19 protein-coding genes are annotated in these 20,902 nt (G+C 70.1%); 12 read left to right on the top strand and 7 right to left on the bottom strand.

The features are described from left to right. Positions 1 to 2: 2 nt before the first annotated feature. From ABD340_RS35480 to ABD340_RS35460, 5 genes are all read left to right on the top strand, one after another. The gene (locus tag ABD340_RS35480) at positions 3 to 1,418 is read left to right on the top strand and encodes an amidohydrolase family protein (RefSeq protein WP_344595046.1); all 1,416 of its coding nucleotides are present in this window, start codon (positions 3 to 5) and stop codon (positions 1,416 to 1,418) included. Next, complete coding sequence (locus ABD340_RS35475; protein WP_344595044.1) at positions 1,415 to 2,671, top strand: MFS transporter; 1,257 nt, start codon at positions 1,415 to 1,417, stop codon at positions 2,669 to 2,671. The genes ABD340_RS35480 and ABD340_RS35475 overlap by 4 nt, the downstream gene beginning before the upstream one ends. Next, a complete protein-coding gene (locus ABD340_RS35470) occupies positions 2,668 to 3,390 on the top strand; it encodes a fumarylacetoacetate hydrolase family protein (RefSeq protein ID WP_344595043.1) in 723 nt (240 codons plus the stop codon). Before ABD340_RS35475 ends, ABD340_RS35470 begins: the two co-directional genes overlap by 4 nt. After that, positions 3,368 to 4,279: a polysaccharide deacetylase family protein gene (locus tag ABD340_RS35465; protein ID WP_344595041.1), complete on the top strand. Its 912-nt coding sequence runs from the start codon at positions 3,368 to 3,370 to the stop codon at positions 4,277 to 4,279. The genes ABD340_RS35470 and ABD340_RS35465 overlap by 23 nt, the downstream gene beginning before the upstream one ends. A 156-nt stretch (positions 4,280 to 4,435) precedes the next feature. After that, entirely contained in the window at positions 4,436 to 5,110 is a 675-nt protein-coding gene (locus tag ABD340_RS35460) for a GntR family transcriptional regulator (protein WP_344595040.1), read from the top strand. Positions 5,111 to 5,347: 237 nt separating this feature from the next. On the opposite strand, the gene ABD340_RS35455 is transcribed toward ABD340_RS35460, so the two are convergent. From ABD340_RS35455 to ABD340_RS35440, 4 genes are all read right to left on the bottom strand, one after another. Continuing rightward, the gene (locus ABD340_RS35455) at positions 5,348 to 5,947 is read right to left on the bottom strand and encodes an ADP-ribosylglycohydrolase family protein (RefSeq protein ID WP_344595038.1); all 600 of its coding nucleotides are present in this window, start codon (positions 5,945 to 5,947) and stop codon (positions 5,348 to 5,350) included. 192 nt (positions 5,948 to 6,139) lie between these two features. Next, positions 6,140 to 9,124, bottom strand: coding sequence for a BRCT domain-containing protein (locus tag ABD340_RS35450; RefSeq protein WP_344595036.1), 2,985 nt, complete (start codon positions 9,122 to 9,124; stop codon positions 6,140 to 6,142). A 141-nt stretch (positions 9,125 to 9,265) separates the two neighbouring features. Further along, a complete protein-coding gene (locus ABD340_RS35445; RefSeq protein ID WP_344595034.1) occupies positions 9,266 to 10,162 on the bottom strand; it encodes a DMT family transporter in 897 nt (298 codons plus the stop codon). Between the two features lie 422 nt (positions 10,163 to 10,584). Next, a complete protein-coding gene (locus tag ABD340_RS35440; RefSeq protein WP_344595033.1) occupies positions 10,585 to 11,391 on the bottom strand; it encodes an SDR family NAD(P)-dependent oxidoreductase in 807 nt (268 codons plus the stop codon). A gap of 74 nt (positions 11,392 to 11,465) precedes the next feature. Between ABD340_RS35440 and ABD340_RS35435 the strand changes: the two genes are divergently transcribed. Beyond that, positions 11,466 to 12,383, top strand: a complete 918-nt coding sequence (locus ABD340_RS35435) for an IclR family transcriptional regulator (protein ID WP_344595032.1) — start codon at positions 11,466 to 11,468, stop codon at positions 12,381 to 12,383. Between the two features lie 207 nt (positions 12,384 to 12,590). On the opposite strand, the gene ABD340_RS35430 is transcribed toward ABD340_RS35435, so the two are convergent. Next, a complete protein-coding gene (locus tag ABD340_RS35430) occupies positions 12,591 to 13,169 on the bottom strand; it encodes an XRE family transcriptional regulator (protein ID WP_344595031.1) in 579 nt (192 codons plus the stop codon). 121 nt (positions 13,170 to 13,290) lie between these two features. Between ABD340_RS35430 and ABD340_RS35425 the strand changes: the two genes are divergently transcribed. The 5 genes from ABD340_RS35425 to ABD340_RS35405 all read left to right on the top strand — a co-directional run bounded on the left by ABD340_RS35425 (position 13,291) and on the right by ABD340_RS35405 (position 17,988). Further along, a complete protein-coding gene (locus tag ABD340_RS35425) occupies positions 13,291 to 13,953 on the top strand; it encodes an SAM-dependent methyltransferase (protein ID WP_344595030.1) in 663 nt (220 codons plus the stop codon). Positions 13,954 to 13,995: 42 nt separating this feature from the next. Further along, complete coding sequence (locus ABD340_RS35420) at positions 13,996 to 14,472, top strand: DinB family protein (protein ID WP_344595028.1); 477 nt, start codon at positions 13,996 to 13,998, stop codon at positions 14,470 to 14,472. A 317-nt stretch (positions 14,473 to 14,789) separates the two neighbouring features. Further along, a complete protein-coding gene (locus ABD340_RS35415) occupies positions 14,790 to 16,298 on the top strand; it encodes an alpha/beta fold hydrolase (RefSeq protein ID WP_344595027.1) in 1,509 nt (502 codons plus the stop codon). Between the two features lie 449 nt (positions 16,299 to 16,747). Then, complete coding sequence (locus ABD340_RS35410) at positions 16,748 to 17,182, top strand: hypothetical protein (RefSeq protein WP_344595026.1); 435 nt, start codon at positions 16,748 to 16,750, stop codon at positions 17,180 to 17,182. A 335-nt stretch (positions 17,183 to 17,517) separates the two neighbouring features. Continuing rightward, entirely contained in the window at positions 17,518 to 17,988 is a 471-nt protein-coding gene (locus ABD340_RS35405) for a PH domain-containing protein (RefSeq protein ID WP_344595024.1), read from the top strand. Between the two features lie 688 nt (positions 17,989 to 18,676). Here the strand turns inward: ABD340_RS35405 and ABD340_RS35400 are convergent. Together ABD340_RS35400 and ABD340_RS35395 are read right to left on the bottom strand one after the other, a co-directional pair. Beyond that, positions 18,677 to 19,216, bottom strand: coding sequence for a putative immunity protein (locus ABD340_RS35400; protein ID WP_344595022.1), 540 nt, complete (start codon positions 19,214 to 19,216; stop codon positions 18,677 to 18,679). Positions 19,217 to 19,640: 424 nt separating this feature from the next. Continuing rightward, positions 19,641 to 19,958, bottom strand: a complete 318-nt coding sequence (locus ABD340_RS35395; protein WP_344595021.1) for a hypothetical protein — start codon at positions 19,956 to 19,958, stop codon at positions 19,641 to 19,643. A gap of 111 nt (positions 19,959 to 20,069) precedes the next feature. Between ABD340_RS35395 and ABD340_RS35390 the strand changes: the two genes are divergently transcribed. Next, positions 20,070 to 20,609: a hypothetical protein gene (locus tag ABD340_RS35390; RefSeq protein WP_344595020.1), complete on the top strand. Its 540-nt coding sequence runs from the start codon at positions 20,070 to 20,072 to the stop codon at positions 20,607 to 20,609. Positions 20,610 to 20,902 lie beyond the last annotated feature (293 nt).

The following is a 20,902-nucleotide window of genomic DNA, read 5'->3' as shown; positions in this document are numbered from 1 at the left end:
TCATGCTTCCGCAGCGAACCAACCTGCTGATCTCGGGCACGCACCTGATCTCGATGGATCCCGCCGTGGGAGACCTCCCGGAAGCCGACATCCTGGTCCGCGACGGCCGGATCGCCGCCATCGGCCCGCACTCCGCCGACCGCGAGAGCGGCGGCGCGCAGGTCCTCGACGCGACCGGGACGGTGACCCTGCCCGGCTTCGTGGACACCCACTGGCACCTGTGGAACTCGCTCCTGCGCGGCACGGTCGGCGACCGGCCGGGCACGGACTACTTCACGGTCAAACGCGCGCTCGCTCCGCACTTCGAGGTGGCGGACTTCTACTGGGCCGCCCGGTTCGGGCTGGCCGAGGCGATCAGCGGCGGCATCACGACGGTGCACAACTTCGACCACAACGTCCGCGATCCCCAGGACGCCGACGCCAACATCCAGGCGCACCTGGACTCGGGTCTGCGCGGGCGCTTCTCCTACGGCCCTCCCGACTCGGCCGCTCCCGACGTGCCCAACGACCTCGACGACCTGGCGGCGCTCCGGGCGCGCTGGCCGGAGTCCCGCCTCGACGACCGGCTGGACTTCGGCATCGCCGTCCGCGGCCCCTACCGTACGTCCCCTGAGGTGTACGAGCGCGAATGGGGGACGGCGCGCTCGCTCGGCCTGCCGATCACCATGCACTGCGACCGGTGCATGCGCGAGGAGGGCTGCCGCAACTGCGGCCTGGTCCGCCTCGACGAACTCGGCCTGCTGGGCGAGGACGTGCAGATCATCCATGCCGTGCACGCCGACGAGCATGACGTCAGCGCCCTGGCCCGGACGCGGACCCGGGTGTCGCTGAGCCCGATGACGGAGCTGCGGACCATGGGCTTCCCGCCGCTCACCGAGTTGCTGGAGGCCGGCGTGCGGGTGTCGCTGTCCCTCGACACCCTCGCCATGCCCACCAGCGCGGACGTCCTCGGGCACCTGCGCACGATCATCTCGGTGGAGGCCGCCCGTACCGGATCAGGCGTGATCACCCCGCGCAGGCTGCTGGAGCTGGCGACGATCGACGGCGCCCGGGACCTCGGGATCGAGCACGTCACCGGATCCCTCACCGCCGGCAAGCGCGCCGACATCGTGATCCTGCGCTCGTCCGACGTCAACCTGACGCCCTCCGGCGACCCTGTCGAGGCGCTGGTCTACACCGGTCAGATCGACAACATCGACACCGTCATCGCCGACGGCAGGGTCCTCAAACGGCACGGGCGGCTGACGGTCCCCGACGGGGAGCCTGATCCCCTCGCCATGGCCGCGGTCCGCCGCGACGCCCTGCTGCGCAGGGCGGCGGTGGCCGGCGACTGGCATGGGCCGATCGCCGGCGACGGCACCCCACCCCCCACCCACCCGGGCCCGGCAACGTTCCCGGACCAAGGAGGCACCCGATGAGCGCCGCCCCCGTTCCCCAAGTCCTGCCCGACACGCGGAAAGCCCCGGCCTCCCGGGCCGCGGTCGCCATGTTCGGCCTGCTCCTGGTGGCCTACGCCGTCAACGCCATGGACCGCATGGTCTTCCCGATCCTGCTCGTCGAAGTGCGCGCCGAGTACGGCTTCAGCATCGAGGCGGCGGGGCTGCAGGCCACCGTGTTCGCGCTCGGGATGGGCCTGGCGGGCCTGCCCGCCGGACGGATCCAGCGGCTGCTCGGCCGCAAGGGGACGATCGTCGCCGGCACCGTGGTGTTCTCGGCCGCGACCGCCCTGACCGTGGTCTCGACGGGGTTCGCGGACATGCTGCTGTGGCGGGTGCTGTCGGGAGTCGGCGAGGCACTCCAGCTCGCGGCGATCATCACGGTGGCGTCGAGCGCGTTCGCGGCCCGCCGGGGAGTGGCGATCGGCAGCGTCAACATGGCCTTCGCGGCCGGATCGGTCATCGGCCCGGCGGTCGGCAGCAGGCTGCTGGAGAGCTACGGCACCTGGCGGGCGCCGATGGTGGCGTACGGCGTCCTCGGCATCGTCCTCGCGGCCGCCATCACGGTACTGGTGTCGTCGCGGCTCACCGAGGCCGACTCGGCGGACGGCCCGACCGCGCACACCGGCGGCGCGAGGACGCTGCTGTCCCGCAACCCGCTCCTGCTCGCCGTCATCACGGCGCTCTTCGGCCTGGCCGACTTCGCCTTCATCGGCCTGTACGCCAGCTACCTGCGCGAGGAGCTGCACTACAGCTCCGGCGGCGCGGGGTTCGTCGTCGGCCTGTCCGGGCTGGCGGCGTTCGCCTCCCCGCTCGGCGGCCTTCTGGTCGACCGGATGAGCCCGCGTGTCTTGCTGCCGGTACTCAATCTCGGTGTCGCGGTCTGCGGGTGCGTCCTCTTCCTCGGACCGGGGTCGAGCGGCTGGCAGTCCGTCTTCTCCTTCCTGTTCGGGCTTTTCGCCAGCGGCGGTGTGTACGTCGCCGTGGCCGGCTACCTGGTCAAGTCCGTCGACCGGGAGGGCGTGAGTCGCGCCGCCGGCCTGTTCGTCACCTGCGTCTACGTCGCCGCGGGCGTCTCCGGGCTGCTGTTCAGCAGCCTGGTGTCGGCCGCCGGATGGACCACGGCGGCCATGGTGCAGATCGTCGGCTTCTCGGTGCTCGGCTCCGTCCTGGCCCTCGCTCTGCTCCCCCGACAGTTCAGCACGACCGACAACCACGGGATCACCGAATCATGACCACTCCACTGCTCTGGCCGATCGACCAGGTCACCCTCCCCGTCGTGGGGAGGCCCGAAGCCTTTCCCGTCCGCCGCGTCTACTGCGTCGGGCGCAACTATCTCGACCACATCCGGGAGATGCGGGAGGGCGATGAGCGCGACGACCCGTTCTTCTTCCAGAAGCCGGCCGACGCGATCGTCGCGGACGGCTCGTCCGTCCCCTATCCACCGCAGACCGACGACCTTCAGTTCGAGGGCGAGCTGGTCGTCGCCATCGGCGCCGAGGGCGCGGACATCGGCCCCGGGGACGCGCTCGCGCCCGTCTTCGGGTTCGCCGCCGGCATCGACCTGACCCGTCGCGACCGGCAGCGCGAGTGCCGGGAGATGGCCCGCCCCTGGGAGGCCGGCAAGTCGTTCGACCACTCGGCGCCCTGCGGCCCCGTCCTGCCGGCCGACCAGGCCGCGTGGTCGCCGTCCGGAGAACTGCGGCTGAGCGTGAACGGCGAGCCGCGCCAGCACACCGGCCTGAACCTGATGATCTGGAACGTTCCCGAGATCATCAGCCATCTGTCCGGTTCCTACCGGCTGATGCCCGGAGACCTCATCTACACCGGAACGCCCGCCGGAGTCGCCCCGGTACGTCCGGGCGACCGGATCCGCGTCGACATCACCGGCCTGCCCGCCCTGACCGTCGCCATCAGCGAAGGAGACACCTGTGCGCCCCAGCGAACGGCTTGACTACGACCCGATCGAGGGCCGTCCCGCCCCCGCCCTGCCCGGCGGCACACGGATGGTCGTGTGGGTCATCGTCAACGTGGAAACCTGGTCCGACACCGACCCCATGCCCCGGACCGTCCTTACACCGCCGGCGGGCGGCGTCCCCGCACCGGACGTCCCCAACTGGGCCTGGCACGAGTACGGCAACCGCGTCGGCTTCTGGCGGATGCTCCAGGCACTGGACCGGCAGTCCGTTCGCGCCGCGCTGGCGATCAACGGCCAGGCCATCGAGCACTATCCGCAGATCGCGCGGGCGGCACAGGAGCGCGGCTGGGAGTTCGTCGGCCACGGGTTCACCCAGAAGAACATGCAGAAGGTCGAGGATGAGCGGGCCGACATCCGGGCCACCACCAGGGCGATCGAGGCGGCGACCGGTGCCCGGCCGCGAGGCTGGCTGGGCCCGGGACTGACCGAGACCTGGGAGACGCCCGACATCCTCGTCGAAGAGGGCTACGAGTACGTGTGCGACTGGGTCCTCGACGACCAGCCCGTGAAACTGCGCACCCGGACGTCGCCCATCGTGAACGTCCCCTACACCCAGGAGTGCAACGACGTCGCGATGATGCTGATCCAGCACCATGCGGCCAGTGAGTACTTCCGCCGGGCGGCCGACCAGTTCGACCAGCTCTATAAGGACTCCGCCGCGTCCCCCCGGGTCATGGCCCTGGTGGTGCACCCTTACATCATGGGCGCACCGCACCGGCTGAAGTACTTCGAGCAGGCCCTGCAGCACATTCGCGCCCACCGGGACGTGGAGTTCTGGACCGGCGACCAGGTTCTCGACTGGTACCTCCAGGACCAGCCCACGCGGTCACTGGGCCCGGAACACGCCTCCCTGCCCGTGGGTTAGCCTCGACGTTCCGCATTTACGGGACGGGGATGGGCGGCGACTTCGCGCTCTCAGGTCGCCGCCCATCCGAGCACCAGCCTCGAACGATCCGGACCCGGGTATCCGGGGGCACCGTCGCGACCCGGCCACCTTTGGTATGCACTGTATACTTAAACCATGTCCCTCTCTCCCGCATCCAAGCCCGGCAGTACCCAGGCGGTGTACGCGGTGCTGCGGCGCCGGTTCGCGCAAGGCGAATACGCGCCAGGGCAGCGGCTCACCGAGGCGGCCCTTGCGGCAGACCTGCAAGTCAGCCGCACCCCGGTACGCGAGGCGCTCGGAAGGCTGCTCTCCGAAGGTCTGGTCGTGCCGGGTTCACGGGGCGTCGCGGTCGCCGCGCTGAGCAAGGAAGAGGCGGAGCTTCTGTTCGTGTTGCGCGCCGATCTCGAAGCATTGGCCGCCGAACTGGCCGCCACGCGACAGGCACTGGGCCACCTTGCTCCGGCCGTGGTCGACTCGCTTGACCAAGCCGTGGACCAGGTGCAGGCTGCAGTGGAGGCGCACGACGTCCGCGCCACCGCACAGGCGAACCTGGCCCTTCACCGCGCCATCGGGGCGGCTGCGGGCAACCCCTTCCTCGAAGACGCCCTGCACCGCGTGTGGGACCGCATCGCGGTCACGACCGTGGCCAACCTGGACGATCCGCACTGGGCCTGTACGATCACCGACCAGCACCGCGCGATCGTCGCCGGAATCCGAGCCGGGGACGCCGAGGTCGCCCGTCGCGCCGCCAAGCTCCACATCGAGGCGGCGGCCCGCGCATACCGGCCGCACTCCGAGGCCGCCAAGTAACCGTGCGGGTGCGGGTAATCATTCCCAGTCAGGCTCAACGCGGTCGCATGCCCGATTCGGAACGTGTTCCCCTCCGCTCCCCCTTGCTGGGGGCCGACTCCCGCTACGGTGTCGGTGCCGAGAACCCTGTCGCCTCATGCGACCTGCGAGTAGTCGTGGATGAGTCCGCCGAGCCGAGCACGGCACTGGACTGGGCCTCCGGTAGGTCCAGCGGCACTGGATGCGGCACCCGCCGCCTCACGTCGCGTTGGTGAGCCAGCCGGGCAGGGGTTCACGGGATTTCCTCCATGCGGACGGGATGCCGTCCGGGCCCAGGTGAGCGCCCACCACGCCGCCCACGATGGCGGCCGTGGTGTCCATGTCGCCACCGACCATGACGCACGCGCGCACCGCCGCCTCGTAATCGGTCAACCTGGTGGCGGCCGCCCACAGCGCGAACGGGACGGTGTCCTGCGCGGAAATGCGGTTGCCGTTGCCGAAAGAACCCTTCCCGTCGAACAGCTCCCGCGACGCCCGGTGCCAATGGTCACCACGCTGGATCCGTTCCAGCAGTTCGAACGCGCCCGCCCCGTAGCGGCGTCCGATGTCGAACCGCTCGGCGAACGCCTCCGCCAGCGCGTCCTGGTCGATCTCCCCGAACCGCCTCAGGACGTCCACCACCGAGCACGCCATCTCCGTGTCGTCCGACCACGCCCAGGGCGCCGGCGGCACGCCCGTCTCAGGAGAGACGTTCCGGTTGTCGAGCATGAAGAACTGGTCACCGAAAGCGTCACCGGCCGACAGCGCGATCAGGGACTTCTCAGCGTGGACCAGGCGTTCCTCGCGAGTCAGCACCATCTCGCCTCCCGAAGCGACCCTACCGGCCGGAACGGTCATCGTGGACGGAGTCACGGCGTCCGGGACAGATGCTCCACGATGACTGGGTCCCAGGTGAACAGGGTGTGCTCGACCTGACCGGTCAGCGCGTCCCAGGTCGAGGCCGTCACAGCTGCCCAGATCTGCTGGTCGCTGACCTGCGCGCTCCGGCCGCTAGAACGGGGGCCGGTTGAAACCGGTGTGGAGGAGCCAGATCGCGCCGAACGCCGACGAGGGACGGTCGTTGAAGTCACCGCGCTCCGGCAGCCGTTCCAGGAGGTCGACGACGGCGGAGATGTGCCCGCGCTCCGCGGCGCTCTCGATCAGCTGCTCGATCGGGTGCCGGCGCTGCGAGTGCGGCATGCCCTGGATCCGGGCGTAGTGCCTGGCCAGTTCCTGGACGTCCTGATCAGTCGGTGTCGGGGGCCGGACCGGTGGCGTGCCCCGGCGGGCAAGCTCGACGAGCTCGTCGCCGACCGCCCAGTTGTGATCTCCCCAGGTCTCCACAAGATCGGCGTGTCCGTGCTCCGCGAGGACCGTCAGCACTTCGTACGGGACGTCCCAGCCCGGCAGGCTCTGGAACTCACGGGCCAGGTCGGAGTGACCGGTGCGCAGCAGGTACACCAGCCACTCCGCCTCCCAGAAGAAGCTGCCGCCCGGATGCCCGGCACGGTCGTCCAGGAGGGCGCGCACAAGGTCGTCACGTCCGCACTCCAGCATCGAGTGCATGACGGCGATGTGGTCCTGCCATGGGTTCGGCTCGATGGTGATGGACGCTCGGGCGTGCCGGAACCACTGCTCGGCAGTGCCCGTCTCGCCCAGCGCATGGCACACCGCGCCGAACGAGGCTGACCTGTCGGCGTCGAACATCTTCTGGTCCACCGAGGGGAACAGCGACTGGGCGAGGGAGAAGGCGGCGCGCGCGGAACGGATGTCCCCGGCCCGGGCGAGGATCACGGCGACGTCGGACGCCGCGGCGAGCCGGTCCGCCGGTTCGGGGATGTCGCCGACCAGGATCATCGCGGCCTCGGCCTCGCCGTGCCGAGCGCGCAGCCGGGCGGCGGCCCGCAGGTGGTCGGCGATGTGGGAGCCCCAGCCGTGGTCGTCGAGGTCGGCGAGCGAACCACGCGCCGCCTCGAACAGGTCGTCCACGCTCGCGGTGTTCGGGGGCGGCCACTCCGCGGGTTCATCGCCGTCCGACTCCTCCAGCTCCGCGCGGTGTTCGCGGAGGAGTTCGCCGTCCCCGGAGCCCAAGACGTCGGCGGCGGTGAGGGCGTCGGGCAGCACGCGAAGTTCGCCCCAGCGCACCGGCCAGGCATGGCGCCGGCCGACTCCCCAGGCGAGGACGGCGTCCAGCTCGTCCTCGCCGCCCTCCGGAGCGATCACGGCGTCGGGCTGGAGGGTCATCGCCCAGTTGTCCTCGTCGAGGGCGAAGATCTGCCCTTCGAACTCCGCGACGAGCTCGCCCTCCACCGGACGCGGGCCCGGCGGGACGTACAGGGAGTAGAAATCGCCGACGACCTCGCCGGTCTCGACCTTGACGAACTGCATGACCACGTCGTCGAGCACCACCAGCGTGTCGTCCGCGCCCCAGTACACGGTGTCGGCGCCCCCGGCGAGCACGCTCTGGATCGGCCGGGGGTTCGCCGGGTCGGCGAACGACCAGACCTCGGCGGACCCCTCGATGGTCAGGAAGGCGGCCCGTTCGCCGCCGGGAGCCCAGGCCCAGGCGTTGTGGTCACCCGCCTGGTTCCCCCACCCCGAATGCGGGACCTGGGCGCTGAAGACCAGGCGGTCGTCGTCGAAGATGTGGACGCCCCCCGTCTCGGCGGTGCCCGTGGGCGGTGTCAGGACGGCCAGCCGGTTGACGGCGCGGCCGGGTGCCCAGTGCAGCGAGACGGGCTTGCCGAGCGCGAAGGGGCCGCAGCGGATCCGCCCGGTGGACGCGTCCCGCAGGAACAGGCCGCGGCGAGTGACGGCGGCGACGAGACCGCCGTCCGGGCTGAGCCGGGCGAACTTGCCGGGCGCGTACCAGACGACCTCGCGCGTCCCGGCGTCCACGCTGATGGCGTTGGCCCCGAACAGCCGGGTGCCGTCGGGCGACCACACCGGGTCCTCGATCCACTGCCCGACCCTCCAGTCGTCGTCGCGCTCTTCGAGCCCGGCGAAGTCGTCCCGCACGGCCTCGGGCAGCCGGCGCGCCATCAGGTACGGGTGGTCGGTCTCCAGGTGGTTGGGCAGCCAGCTCAGGTGGCCGCGATCCAGCGGGACGACGCACCCCTGGAGCCCGCCATCGCCGTTGGTGCCGCAGTGGAAGTAGACGCCGCGCCCGTCGGGAGAGAGGGCGAACTCCGACGGGCGCGAGTTGCCGTCCGACACGTCGATCGTGGCGAGCGGCTCGCCGTCGAAGGTCCAGACCCCCACCCTGTTCGTGGAGTGGGCCATGGCGATGCGGGACGAGTCGGCGGACCACTGGATCGTGCGCTCGTAGCCGGGCCACCCGATGCCGCCCGCGATGCGGCGCACGGTGTTGACGCACCGGCCGGCCGCGACCTCCCAGATCTGCAGGACGCCGCCTGCGTCGTAGTCGTCGCCGACCCAGCTGCCGGTGGCCAGGTAGCGGCCGTCCGGGCTCATCGCGTGGGCGACGATCTCCGTGTCGTGGCCGTACGGGTGCAGGAGCCGCGCCGCACCGGCGTCGATCAGCCGCCGGGTGGCCAGCCGGTGGGCGTCGGTCACGCCCTCGGCGCGCTCCAGGTCGGCCAGCCGGGCGCGCAGCGGCGGAACGTCGCGCTCGGGCGTGAAGGCCGACCAGTCCGCCCCGTCCAGGAGCGCGTACAAACCGCGGGCCCCGTCCGCCCTTGCCAGCTCTGAAGCCGACACGAACGGCCGAGGAGGCACCTCGACCGGCGCGGCGGCGCCTTCTTCCCGCTCCAGCATGCGGATCAGCGCGTCTTCATCGAAGTACGGCGTGCGGAGCATCGCGTCGGTTCGGGGAATGGGCCCTCGTTCCCCGGGGGCGAGGAAGAGGAGGTCGGTCTCCTCGGTCACCTCTTCCGCCACACGTGCGCCGAGCGCTTGAAGCCGCCGTGTCGCGGACTCCCTTCCGATCTCCCAGAAGTCCCCGTACAGCACGACCGTGCGCCCTCGCAGCTTCATGATCAAGGGACCTTACTGGTGGGATCCGACTTTGCCCGCGTAATCGGTGACATCCATCGTGGCGAGAGCCGCCGCAGTCGTGGCCGCGCAGCAGCGTCAGGGGCAACGGCGGAAAGGGAGAGCCCTTTCCGCCGTTGCGGATCAGCGGCGTCGTCCGTTGCCGCTATGTTGCTTCCCGTCGTGGAGCATGCCGTCGGAGGGCTCTTTGAGCGATGAGACCCCGATGGCGGCACCAGCGACCAGGAGGATGGCGGCCCACTCTCCGAAGGTGAGCCGCTGATTGGAAGCGAGCGCCCCCATCGCGGTGCCGACCTGCGCCACCAGGGCGTGGATCGGTGACGAGAGTGACTGCATCATTGCCACGTCGAGCTCCGAGGAACGGCGGAGCGCGGCGTTCATCAGCAGGACCGGCAGCAGCAGCGTGAGCAGCCCTGCCAGACCGGCCACGGAGAAGAGGCCCCAGGACATCCACTCGCCGCCCCGCAGCGCGAACACCGCCACGAAGAGTGGCGGTGCCGCCAGCAGGTTGGCGATCGTGGCGCCCTGGTCTTCCTGTCCGTGCTTCTTCATTCGCCCCAGAACGGTGACCGTGTTCCAGGCACACCATGCGCTGACCGCAGCGCAAAGTATCCCTACGACCTCGATCTCGCCCTGCGGTCGGTTGAGCATGATGACTCCGCCCAGCACGAGCACGCGCCCGCACAAGTGCTTGAAGCCCCATGCGGTGGCTCTCATGCGCCAGATTCTGGTGATGCCCACCGAGAGGTAGCCGATTACCACGAAGGCGGCGACGGTGCCCAGCGTCAGGCGCTGCACAGCGAACGGGTAGACGACCGCGCCGATCGCGTTTCCTCCGGCAAGGCGGCCGATCAGCACCCACATGGCGCTGCGGTATCGCCTGATCGGAGACCGTCCTGCGAGCAGCATCAACACGCACAGTGCGATGGCACCGGCCGATTGCATCGGGGGTGCCACCTCCAGCGCTGGGAAACCTGTTGTGAAGGCGTAGCCGATACCTGCCGATAACAGGCTGGCCACGACGAAGCCTCTACCGGCGAGCCGCCGGCGGAGGCCGGATAAAAGGGACATAGGTCCCACCCCTCTGTTTGTGAGGGGCCGAGCACTCCGCGAGCGGCCGGCCACCGGTTCTGTGAACCGGTGGCCGGCGCTCTGGGAGCGATCGACCACCGGTCCGACGAACCGGCAAGAGGGACCGTGCGGGACGGAGCGAAATAATCAACTACACCAGTCGACAAACTAGAGAATGTGCGCGTGCGTGAGGGTCGCGACCCTGCGGCCGTACCGCGTGCTCGCAGACAGAATGCGACGACGGAGGCGACCTCTTCGGGCCGGCCCATACGGCCGAGTGGCGTCTGCTGCACGAGCTTGCCGATCACCGGATGGCTGGCCATTTCCTGCGCCTGCTGGGGTGTTTCGACGAGGCCGGGAGCGCAGCACTTTCACGGCCATGATGGAAGCTCCGACACGTCGGACTTGCCGGCGTTGGCCATCCACCCGCCGTCGATGACGACGACGTCGCCGGTGTGGAAACGCGACCAGTCGCTCATGAAGTACACGCCGATGCCCTCGAAGTCGTCCGGGACGCCCATCCGGCCCGAGGGGTTGTAACGGCGGACGCGGTCGAAGAGCGGACTGTCCTGGGGGATCTGGACCGTCTCGCTGACCGTGTGCCCGGGGCAGACCACGTTGGAGCGGACGCCGTAGCGGCCCGCCTCGACGGCGATGCCGCGCGACATCGCCACGACGGCGCCCTTGGCGGCGTTGTAGTGCTGCATCCCCGGACTGCCGGTCAGCGCCGACAGGCTGGCGCAGAACAGCAGGGACCCGCCGGGGTCGCCCGCGTCGTACCTGCGCTTCATGTGCCGGGCCCCCTCGCGGGCCGTGAGGTAGGCGCCGTGCTGGTTCACCGCCAGCAGGCCGTGCCAAGCCTCGGTCGTCATGTCGAGGAAGCTGCGCTCGTTGCGAATGATCCCGGCGTTGGCGATGACGCCGTCGACCCGGCCCATCTCCTCGACGGCCTCGGCCATCGCCCGCACCACCCGGCCTTCGTCGCCGACGTCGACCTCCTGGGCCAGCACCCGGCCCCCGAGCCCGGCCAGTTCCTTGACGGCGCCGGCGTTCCTGTCGGCCCGCCTGCCCCAGAGCACCACGTCGCCGCCGGCCCGGGCGACGCCGCGGGCGAAGGCCAGGCCGATGCCCGCGTTGCCACCGCTGATCACGACCACGCGATCCTTCAAAGTGAACACGTGAAATTGCTATAACAAAATCTTCTTTGCAGTCAAGGCTTAGGGTGGGGCGCGGATCGGCTACGTTGGTGTCCATGGCCCGGCCTGCACCCGCGTCAGAGCGCGCCGCCAACATCGTCGCGTTCCTCACCGCGCACCCCTCGCGGGGCTTCACCATCAGCGAGCTCGTCAAGCACCTGGGCATGAACATCGCCTCCGCCCACGCCACGCTGGCCGTCCTGTGCGACTGCGGATTCCTCATCCGCGACCCCGCCCACCGCACCTACGTCCTGGGGCCGGCGCTGGCGGCCACCGGCTTCGCCGCGCTCGAACGGCATCCGGCGATCGAAGCCGCCATCGAGCAGGCCGAGACGCTCGCCAAGGAACTCGACGCCGAAGTCGGCGTCACCGCCATCGCGGGCAGGGACGTCATCTTCCTCGCCCGCCGCGGCCCCGAACCGCTCGCGCCGAGCATCGGCTACCCCGGCGACCGGTCACCACTGCTCGCACCGATCGGCGCCGTGTTCATGGCCTGGGCCGACGACGACACCGTCACCGCCTGGCTCGAACGCGCCGGCATCGCCGGCCCCCTCGCCGGCCTCTACCGCGACGTCCTCGCCGAGACGCGCGCCCGGGGCTTCAGCATCCCCATGCCCGCCATCGCCTCGCCCGCCGTCACGGCCGCCATGGCACGGGTGCGCAGCGAACCGACCGACGAGGACGCGGAGCAGCACCTCACCGAAGTGCTCCAGAAGACCGACGAGATGCTGCTCCCGTTCGACGGCCTGCCGCCCTCGGACGAGATCGTGTTCAAGACCATCGCCGCCCCGATCTTCGACCCGATCGGCCGCGTCCTGCTGTCGCTCAGCCTCAGCGGCCCCGAGCACCCGCTGCGCGTCGGCCAGGTCCTCGACCTCGGCCACCGGCTGGCCCAGTCGGCCGCGATCGCGACCCGCCAGGCACGAGGCCGCGCGCCGGGACACGACGTCACCGCCGGCGCGCCAGGTCACTGAGAGGCACCGACACCCCGTCCCGGCCGAGCTCTTCCGGCGGCGTACGACCAGGCGCGCGACCGAGAACCACGTCGTGCCGGCCTCGAGAGTGCGCGGGCGGCCGATCCGCGCCCCACCTTGCACCGGATGACAGCCGGTCAGGGTCGGCGACACAGTTCTCGGCGTCGGCCGGAGACGCCGCCACCGGCCGGCAGTGGGCTGAAACGGTCAGTGCCTGGACGGTGCCAGATGGGCGTGCTCTCCTTGCGCACCGAACAGGGTGAGCACCTCCGCGGGCCGGCTGTCGGCGCTGCCGATCCAGTGCGGCATGCGGGTGTCGAACTCCGCGGCCTCGCCGACGCCGAGCCGGAACTCCTGCTCGCCGAGCACGAACCTGACCTGTCCGTTGAGGACGTAGAACCACTCGTATCCCTCGTGGGTCTGCGGATTCATCGTGGGCGCCCGGCCGGCGGGCGGATAGATCACCTTGTAGGCCTGGATACCGCCGGCCCGCCTGGTCAGCGGCACCATCACCAGCCCGGATCGCCGCACTGGCCGCAGGTGGATGCGCGGGTCGCCGGTGGGCGGCGCCGCGACGAGATCGTCGAGCGGGACGCCGTGCGCCCGGGCCAGAGGCAGCAACTGCTCCAGCGTGGGGCGGAGCTTGCCGTTCTCAAGACGGGACAGGGTGCTGGCCGTGAGGCCGGTTTCGTCTGCCAGCGCCGCCAGCGTCGCGTTCCGCGCCCGGCGCAGGGCACGCAGACGCGACCCGACTCCGGCCAGAACGTCTCCCGCGGAGTTGTCCATGCCTCGATGATGCGGATCCGCAACTTTTCTTGCAAGAAGGAATCGGCGGTGGCGATGCTGTCGGTACATCACCGGCGTCGAAGATCACGCTCGGCACGTCGGCCGACGAAGGGCAACTCAGATGGATTCCACCCGACGCCAGCGACCCACCACCGACCAGGGCACGTCGGACGAGGACGCCGAGCTGTTCTGGGAGCGGCACCACCGCACCCGGCGCGCCTGGGGCGCACGTGTCAACCCGCTGCTCGCCGAGACCGCCGCACCGCTGCGCCCCGGCGCCGCCCTGGACCTGGGCTGCGGCGCCGGCGGCGACGCCTTCTGGCTCGCCCGGCGGGGCTGGCGCGTCACCGCCGTGGACATCTCCACCACCGCCGTCCAACGGGTGCGGGAACGCGCCCGCGATCTCGGTGTCGCGGACCGGGTCACCGCCCAACAGCACGATCTGGCCAGAAGCTTCCCGGCCGGCCAGTTCGATCTCGTCTCCGCCCAGTACTTCCAGTCCCCGTTCCCGTTGCTCCGCAGCCGAGTCCTGCGCACCGCCGCACGGGCCCTGCGCCCCGGCGGCCTGCTGCTGATCGTCGACCACGGCTCCACCGCGCCCTGGTCGTGGAGCCAGGACAACCACTTCCCCGCTCCCACCGAGATCGCCGACGAACTTGATCTCGACCCCGGGCACTGGTCCGTCCTGCGCGCCGACACGCCCCGCCGCCGGGCCACCGGACCCGCTGGTGAGACCGCCACCGTCACCGACAACATCCTGCTCGTCCAGCGAACCGCCGGATGACCACCTGAACCACACGACTTCACGTCGGAACGGAGTGACTCGATGCCAGAGGACGCCACGCCCCCGCGGACCGGCGCCGCCGAGAAGGCCACCCTGCGGGGCTTCCTCGACTATCTGCGGAACTCGGTCGCGGACAAGGTCGCGGACGTGCCGGAACCGCAGGTCCGAACAGGCGGAGTGCCCTCGGGCACCAACCTTCTCGGGCTGCTCAAGCACCTGGCGTTCGTCGAACGGTTCTACTTCCTCGGTGAGGACGTCGGCGACTGGCGCGCGACCATGCGGCCATCCGCGGAGGACACCATCGACGGCGTGCTCGCCGACTACCGCAAGACCGTCGAGCGAGCGAACCAGGTCATCGACGCCTGCCCGGATCTGGCCCTTCCCGCCCCGCGACCCCCGCGTCCAGGGACGGCACCTTCGATGCGATGGGTCTTGGTGCACATGATCGAAGAGACCGGCCGGCACGCCGGCCACGCCGACATCCTCCGCGAGCAGATCGACGGATCCACCGGCCGCTGACAAACCGGCCACCAGCCCGCGGCGCACTCGGCGCCTACGTGATCGCGAAGGTCCCCGTGTCCACCGCCACCGGACCATCGGGTCCGGGCCGGCCGGCAGCGATCGGGCTACAGCGTCGACCGGTCGCGGTCCGGCTGGTCGGCAAGCCCCTCCACCGCAGGCCAGGGTCGGCGAGAGCCGCCCCTTCCCAGCGACGGCTGTCCCGGGAGCGGCACTCCGGGATGCCCGGCGCCGGGTCTTCTCCCTCTTGGGGGTGAGCGGCCGGTTCCCCGTGCAGGACGATGTGCGGCCGATCATGCACATTCCATACTCCGGGCATGAAACCGATGTTCACGACTGCGGGAATGACGGCGATCGCGCTCGCCGTCGTCGCGGCCGGTGGAGCGGTCGCCACCCCTGCGGGGCGTGCAGAAACGCCGCCGCGCAAGCCGCACAAAGGGGCCGCCGACTGTGTGCCGGTCTCTGGTGCGGTGTGTGGAACGGTGCGGGTACCGCTGGTGCGGGCGCGTCCCGAGCTGGGCGGCATCACCGTGGCCTATGCGCTGATCAGGCACCGCGGTACTTCCCGGCCCGCCAGGGGGACGGTGACGATCAATCCCGGCGGTCCGGGCGATTCCGCGATCGCGTCCGCGTCCCGGTACGCGCAGATGTTCAGCGGCCTCCTGACCGACCACGACCTGCTGCTGGTCGATCCACGCGGGGTCAACCGCTCCACCCCCGTCCAGTGCGGGACCCTGGAGTCGTTGCCTGCGACCCGTGATGGTTTCGTACGGGCGGTCGGCGAATGCGGCCGGAGGCTGGGGACTCGCGCGCGGGGCTACACCTCGGCCGAGATCGCCGACGACATCGACGCGGTCCGGGCCAGGCTGGGAATCGAGCGGCTGGACATGCTCGGACAGTCCTACGGCACCTACCTCATGACGGTTTATGCGCAGCGGCATCCCAAGCGGGTGCGCTCAATGGTGCTCTCCAGCGCCTACCCACTCGACTTCGACATGTGGGCGCGTCCCAATGCGCGGGCCGCGCGCCGAGCGCTACGGCTGGTGTGCGAGCGCAGCGCAGGCGCCTGCGACGGCGACCAGGTCCTGCGCGACATCGCACGGCTCGCCCAGCGACTGCGCGCGCAGCCGATCCCCTACACGCTAGGAGACCAGCAACGGCGACTGGACGACACCGCACTGGCCTCGATCGTCTACAACCTGGCCGGCAGGGCCCCCGCCGACATCGGCGGTGTGCCCACGATGGTCCGCAGCGCCCTGCACGCCGACTACACGGCGCTCATCGATGCCGCCCGACGGGTGGCACCGCTGAGCGGATCAGCGCTCCGCCAGGTTGAGGAGCAGCCCTTCAATCCCGAACAGGCAGCGGCCGTGACGTGCAACGACCACCCGACGGCGTGGAACCGCAAAGCGCCGGTCGCCGCCCGGCTCCGCCAGTTCTCGGCCCGGCTCGCGGCACTGCCCGAGCAGGAGTACTGGCCCTTCGGTAAGCAGGCTTGGACCAGCGTGAGCTACAGCAGGGGCAACGCGTGCATCCGCTGGCCCGACCGCCACGGCCAGCCGCAGCCGACCGGCTTGCCGCTCCCCGACGTCCCGGTGCTGGTGGTCTCAGGTGACCTGGACGCCGACACCCCGACCGAACAAGGCCGGCAGGCCGCGCGCCAGTTCCGCCGCGCCACCGTCGTGGAGGTGCCCAACGTCGGCCACATCGCCGAGAACGAACCCAGCGGCTGCGTGGCCGCGATCCAGACCGGATTCATCCGCGACCTGCAGGCTAGCGATACCTCCTGCCTGGCCAACATCCCACCCGCCCCCGTCCAGCCGTGACCAGCCAACACCCGTTGATGCCCAGCCGGGAACCGGCAGCACCCGACGTACCCCGTCTCGGGGGGCGGGTTCGGCGGACTGCAGCTAGCCGCCGGCCAAAAGTTCGTGAGCGGAGGCGGCGCCCGCCGCCCTTCCGTAGACCGCAGCGTCGCGGCTGCCAGGTGTTCGGGCTCAGTCGCTCCGGACCGGGCGAGGCCCGGGCCCCGTGTAGCCAGCTATGAGCCGGGCGGGTACAACTCCAGCCGGTCGGAGATCCGCACGGACAGCGGGGCTGTTGAAGCTCAATCTAACCCTTGCTCGCCGCGCCTGCCTGGGGTGGGGCAGTTCACCTGTCACAAGTGGCCGAGCGCATGCGTCACACAAGGTGGCATTTCCGGGAGCGGGAGTGCCGGCCCTACCTTCCGCGCTTGAGATGATCGCCTGGTGTGACGGGGGTCGGAGGAGGGCTCGTGGGGTCGGATCGCGTAGCGCCGCAGGTGAGCCAGGAGGAATTGCTGGCGGCGATGCCGGGGGTGATCAAAGAGACGCTGCCGCTGGTGCCGTGGCGGATCCAGCGGTTGTGGCGGCTCAAACTGCCGGTGCAGCGAATAGCCGTCGATGAGTTGGCGTGGCTGTTCGAGCTGCCGTTGTGGCAGCTGAATGGCGAGCGCTTCCGGGTCAGTCCGCGTCAGGTCCGGGAGGATCCGGATGGCTATCCCGATCATCTGCGCCGTGTCATGGCCAGTGACCTGAGCTACCCGATCCATCTGGTCGAGCACAACGGCCGTCTGGTCGTGCTGGACGGTTTCCATCGGCTTTTGAAGGCCAGCATCCAGGGACGGCGGGAGATCGACGCGATGGTATTGTCCCGAGCCGACCTGGAGTCGATCCGCGCACCCGCGTAGGTGGGTGCCGGCGGCCTACAGAGCGCGAGTTTTGAGCCGGTCGGTGGGGTCGAAGAGCCGCGGCGTCCTGTTCGGCCTGGGCGGCTCGGCCGGCTCTTCCAGCATCCAGCGCACCCGCGAAGGCATCGGCCTGTGGCCTGGCAAGCTCAAGGGCAAGCAACCCAAACTCTCCGGGCCCGCACGACGCTCCATCCGCCGCCTCTACGCCGAAGGCGAGGTCTCCCTCGCCGACCTGGTCGCCGAGCTATCGGAGTTCCGGGCCAACCCGAGTGGAGAGCCACTGACCTGGGACTCGGGTCCGGGTGCCCGGCCCCGATCTGCTAGACATCTGCCACATGGAACAACTAACCGTGCGCTGTTACCGCTATCTGTTGATCATGACCGCGCTGGTGGTGTTCCTGGCCATCAGTGCCGGCCTGCTTGTGCGCGCCCTGCTCGGAGGCCTGTCGTATCTGGCGACGCTCGGCGCGATCATCCTTCTGGCCTCCCTCGCCGTGGCCCTTGTGACGGCCGTCGGCGCGTTGCGCAGCCGCGCCATCGTCGACGACGAGGGCGTCACGATCGTGGGTGCACTGCGCCGCTGGCGCTACGCCTGGGACGACGTCACCGAGATCTCCCTACACGCGTCGCTCCGCTACTGGGAGGTGTACCTGCGGACGGCCAGCGCCGAACGCCGGGTCTTCTTCTATCCGGTGGGGGTGTTCGCGCCTGCGGTGGAGAACGGGGAGCGCCACTCCACGCCCCCGCCGTACACCCCCCCCGGCCTGGCGATGCTCTATGCGCGCCTGACCGAGTTCCGCCGTTGAAACCCGGCGCCGCCCAGCGGAGGACCCGCTGTTCGCGAACGTGGACGGGCGCTTAGCTGCGCGGACGTCGTTCCCCCTCATGTTGTCGCGGGGCGCGGGCCAGCAGATGCCGCCCGACTTGCCCCGCAGCCCGGCGTACCGGCTGTGGCGTGCGGTGATCGATCTCCATTGGGGTTGGTGGCGCCGACCCGAGTCCTTGGCCTGCTGGGCCGCCCGAGTGGCCAAACCGGGCGTCGGCGGCCCAGCTGACCGCCAACCCCGAGCCGTCGTCGCTGATCGATCTGCGCAAGCGGGTCGCGGCGATGCGGTATGCACCCGCGCATCCCGGGGGTGCACTACTACCTGCGCTTTTACTGCGGCAGGTGCCCGGGAGGCAGAGCGGATGTGATGATCGAACCAGTGGCCTAACTCGGGGGGCGCGCTCCGGCCGCCCACGCGCCGTGCTGGCGCCCCCTGTCCCCCTCCGGCGGCGTTCACCGCGGCGGTCGAGGTACCTTCACCAGCGCCGGGATCACGAATTCGTCCGTACCGACCGGATCTCGCTTGCAACGTGGGGAAGATGTTTGCCGACGAACCGGCGCCGGCTCCTGCTCTGGGAACATCAGGCGGACCGCGTAGCGACTATGAGGTGGACGCGCTCTTCCTCCCAGTGGCGAAGAGCGGAGCCGGGGTCGATGCTGGCGATCCCTCAGCGGGACGCGCGCAGGGAAGCGTCCAAGGTGCTCATGAGTTGCCCAACGCGATTCTTAGCGGTTGGCGCGAGGGGATACCGGCAAAGAACAGCGATCAGGGTCGGCGTGGCGCGTTGCCGAGCCTGGTCGATCAGCATGTCTCCAACCGCAGGATCGTCACCTGCGTTCAACTCGGCGACGCGCGCGGCACTTGCGGCAGCGCGCAGAATGTGGCCTACCTGGGTGGCTTTCGATATCGGGTGCAGGTACGCCGCGGATGCGGCATCGCCGGCGGAGCGTGCGGCAAGACGTGCGGCTTCGGTGCCCGCTTCCTTTGCGGCTCGGTGTGCGTCCAGCGAGGTGACGCGCTGCAGCTTGGTCCTTTTTGCACCGTTGATGAACTCCCATGCGGCATCAACGGCCGCGCGCGGACGAGGATCACCGGGAACAGCCTTCTCGAACACCGGGAGGACGTCCTGAGCGCTCTCCGCCACGTAGCGCGCCACGACTCGCAGCTCGTCCATGGTCAACTCGAAATCACCGGACACCGTCGTCATGGATTCGATTCTCCCACCGGCTGGGAGCGCCGCCTCTATCTCTGTAAACCGCAACCACGCCAAGAAGCCTCGGTCCGCTTACGTCAGGCATCGGCTTCGCACACACCCCGGATAAGCCTCACGGCTGCTCGTCGTCCTCGTCCCCATGCGCCGCGGCCAGGTCTCGCAACAGGCGCGGGCCGGGGGCAGGGTGAACGCCGCGGGGCCGGCGGGCAGTTGCACCGTGTGCCAGCTCAGGTAGGGGGAGCGCTCGCCGCCGGTGCGGACGTCGTCGGCCGGGTCGTCCAGGGTCGAGCCGCGCGTCCCTGATGATCTTCTGCTTGGACGGTGTGTCGAGCCAGTCGCCAGTCTGGATGGAGCCGATCTCCGCGGCCAGGACGTGTCCGGCCGCCAGGGTCCAGCCGGGAGACCTGCTCGTCCAGCATCACGGCGGTGCCGTCCTTGGCCACGTCGTACAGCTTGACCATCTCGTTCCCCACTCCAGGCCCTTGGGAGCGGTCGGCACGCTACCGGGGGCGCTCTCCAGGTCCCCGTTGCCGGACGGCGCCGCGTCCTTGGGCGTCGGCCGGCCGGACGGGTCCAGGGCCAGCAGGGCGGAGGAGCCGCCGTCGTCCAGGTACGAGCCGCCGCCGAGTCGCAGGGTGGCGGACCTGTCCGCGGTCGGCCAGGTGTTCTGGGCGCGCCAGGCGCCTCCCCTTGATCCCGACACACGGCACGCGTACAGGACTACGGCTCGTCTCATCGGGGCAACTGCTTCTCGTCCGGACAGGCTGCCCCTTTCAAGGTCGATGCGAGCTCTGGCCGCAGCCTTGGCGTGCTACCGGGAGCAAACGCAGTGCCTTATAACGGTGAAGTGACGTCAACCGTGCGGGATCGCCTCTTCGGATGCCTGCTGATCGCGGCGATCATGACGCTCTTCTTCGGCGGCGTCATCGTGCTCAAGGGTCCCGACCGGTGGTTGACCTACCAGGAAGGGCCCGAGCCCCGGATCTCCGAACTCGGTTCCGAGCCCTGCGGGGCCGTGGAACACGGTTGTGACACCTACCGGCGGTCCTGGGTGGTCACCGGCGAGCTGACGACGGCCTTCCGCCTCGACGGCCTCTTCGGATCCTGGCTGCGCTGGGACGGCGAACTCGATGGCCTGCTCCACGTCGCCTTCCATGGAACCTGCTCTGGCGCGAGGGTGCACTGGGGAATTCGCGCCGACGCCCGCACCGTCGCTTCCGGCACCCTGTCAACCGTTCCCGGCAATCGAGCCACCGCGCACAACCCGACGATCCCCGGCACGGCCGGCACCGTCACGCTCACCACCACTTGGGGCCAGAAGCCGCCGGGCTGCACTTCCTACACGCTTAATTGGGACGATCCAGAGGTCAACACCGGACTCTTCTGACGCAGGACCACCAGCGCCAAGCGGCGTGAAGTTGAGTGCAGACCACCGCGCCTCCAACGGCGAGAGGTCGTTGTGGTCGCAATGATTGAGACCGCCACCGCGGAGGCGAGCGCGTCGCGCACTTCGGGCCGGTTCAAGGCGACCACCAGGACGCCGTCCTCGCCCTTGCCGGCGAGGGCCCGTTCGGTCGACGGGTTCCATGGCGAAGCCCGCTCCCATGAGATCCGGAGGCCGTCGTCGCCGTCCCGAAGCACCGAGATGGATCGAGTTCAACACCGTGGGCGTCAGCACGG

The sequence above is a fragment of the Actinomadura vinacea genome (assembly GCF_039532545.1).
Lineage (GTDB): Bacteria > Actinomycetota > Actinomycetes > Streptosporangiales > Streptosporangiaceae > Spirillospora > Spirillospora vinacea.
Note: the sequence above shows the minus strand (reverse complement) of the source record. Positions and strands in the feature narration are given on the sequence as shown.

What these genes read in the sequence shown, in the direction of transcription:
- ABD340_RS35425 (WP_344595030.1), top strand. Translation starts at nt 13,291, where the DNA reads ATGGATTCCACCCGACGCCAGCGACCCACCACCGACCAGGGCACGTCG.
- ABD340_RS35405 (WP_344595024.1), top strand. Translation starts at nt 17,518, where the DNA reads ATGGAACAACTAACCGTGCGCTGTTACCGCTATCTGTTGATCATGACC.
- ABD340_RS35450 (WP_344595036.1), bottom strand. Translation starts at nt 9,124, where the DNA reads ATGAAGCTGCGAGGGCGCACGGTCGTGCTGTACGGGGACTTCTGGGAG.
- ABD340_RS35415 (WP_344595027.1), top strand. Translation starts at nt 14,790, where the DNA reads ATGAAACCGATGTTCACGACTGCGGGAATGACGGCGATCGCGCTCGCC.
- ABD340_RS35475 (WP_344595044.1), top strand. Translation starts at nt 1,415, where the DNA reads ATGAGCGCCGCCCCCGTTCCCCAAGTCCTGCCCGACACGCGGAAAGCC.
- ABD340_RS35480 (WP_344595046.1), top strand. Translation starts at nt 3, where the DNA reads ATGCTTCCGCAGCGAACCAACCTGCTGATCTCGGGCACGCACCTGATC.
- ABD340_RS35400 (WP_344595022.1), bottom strand. Translation starts at nt 19,216, where the DNA reads ATGACGACGGTGTCCGGTGATTTCGAGTTGACCATGGACGAGCTGCGA.
- ABD340_RS35395 (WP_344595021.1), bottom strand. Translation starts at nt 19,958, where the DNA reads ATGAGACGAGCCGTAGTCCTGTACGCGTGCCGTGTGTCGGGATCAAGG.
- ABD340_RS35430 (WP_344595031.1), bottom strand. Translation starts at nt 13,169, where the DNA reads ATGGACAACTCCGCGGGAGACGTTCTGGCCGGAGTCGGGTCGCGTCTG.
- ABD340_RS35470 (WP_344595043.1), top strand. Translation starts at nt 2,668, where the DNA reads ATGACCACTCCACTGCTCTGGCCGATCGACCAGGTCACCCTCCCCGTC.
- ABD340_RS35420 (WP_344595028.1), top strand. Translation starts at nt 13,996, where the DNA reads ATGCCAGAGGACGCCACGCCCCCGCGGACCGGCGCCGCCGAGAAGGCC.
- ABD340_RS35460 (WP_344595040.1), top strand. Translation starts at nt 4,436, where the DNA reads ATGTCCCTCTCTCCCGCATCCAAGCCCGGCAGTACCCAGGCGGTGTAC.
- ABD340_RS35455 (WP_344595038.1), bottom strand. Translation starts at nt 5,947, where the DNA reads ATGGTGCTGACTCGCGAGGAACGCCTGGTCCACGCTGAGAAGTCCCTG.
- ABD340_RS35435 (WP_344595032.1), top strand. Translation starts at nt 11,466, where the DNA reads ATGGCCCGGCCTGCACCCGCGTCAGAGCGCGCCGCCAACATCGTCGCG.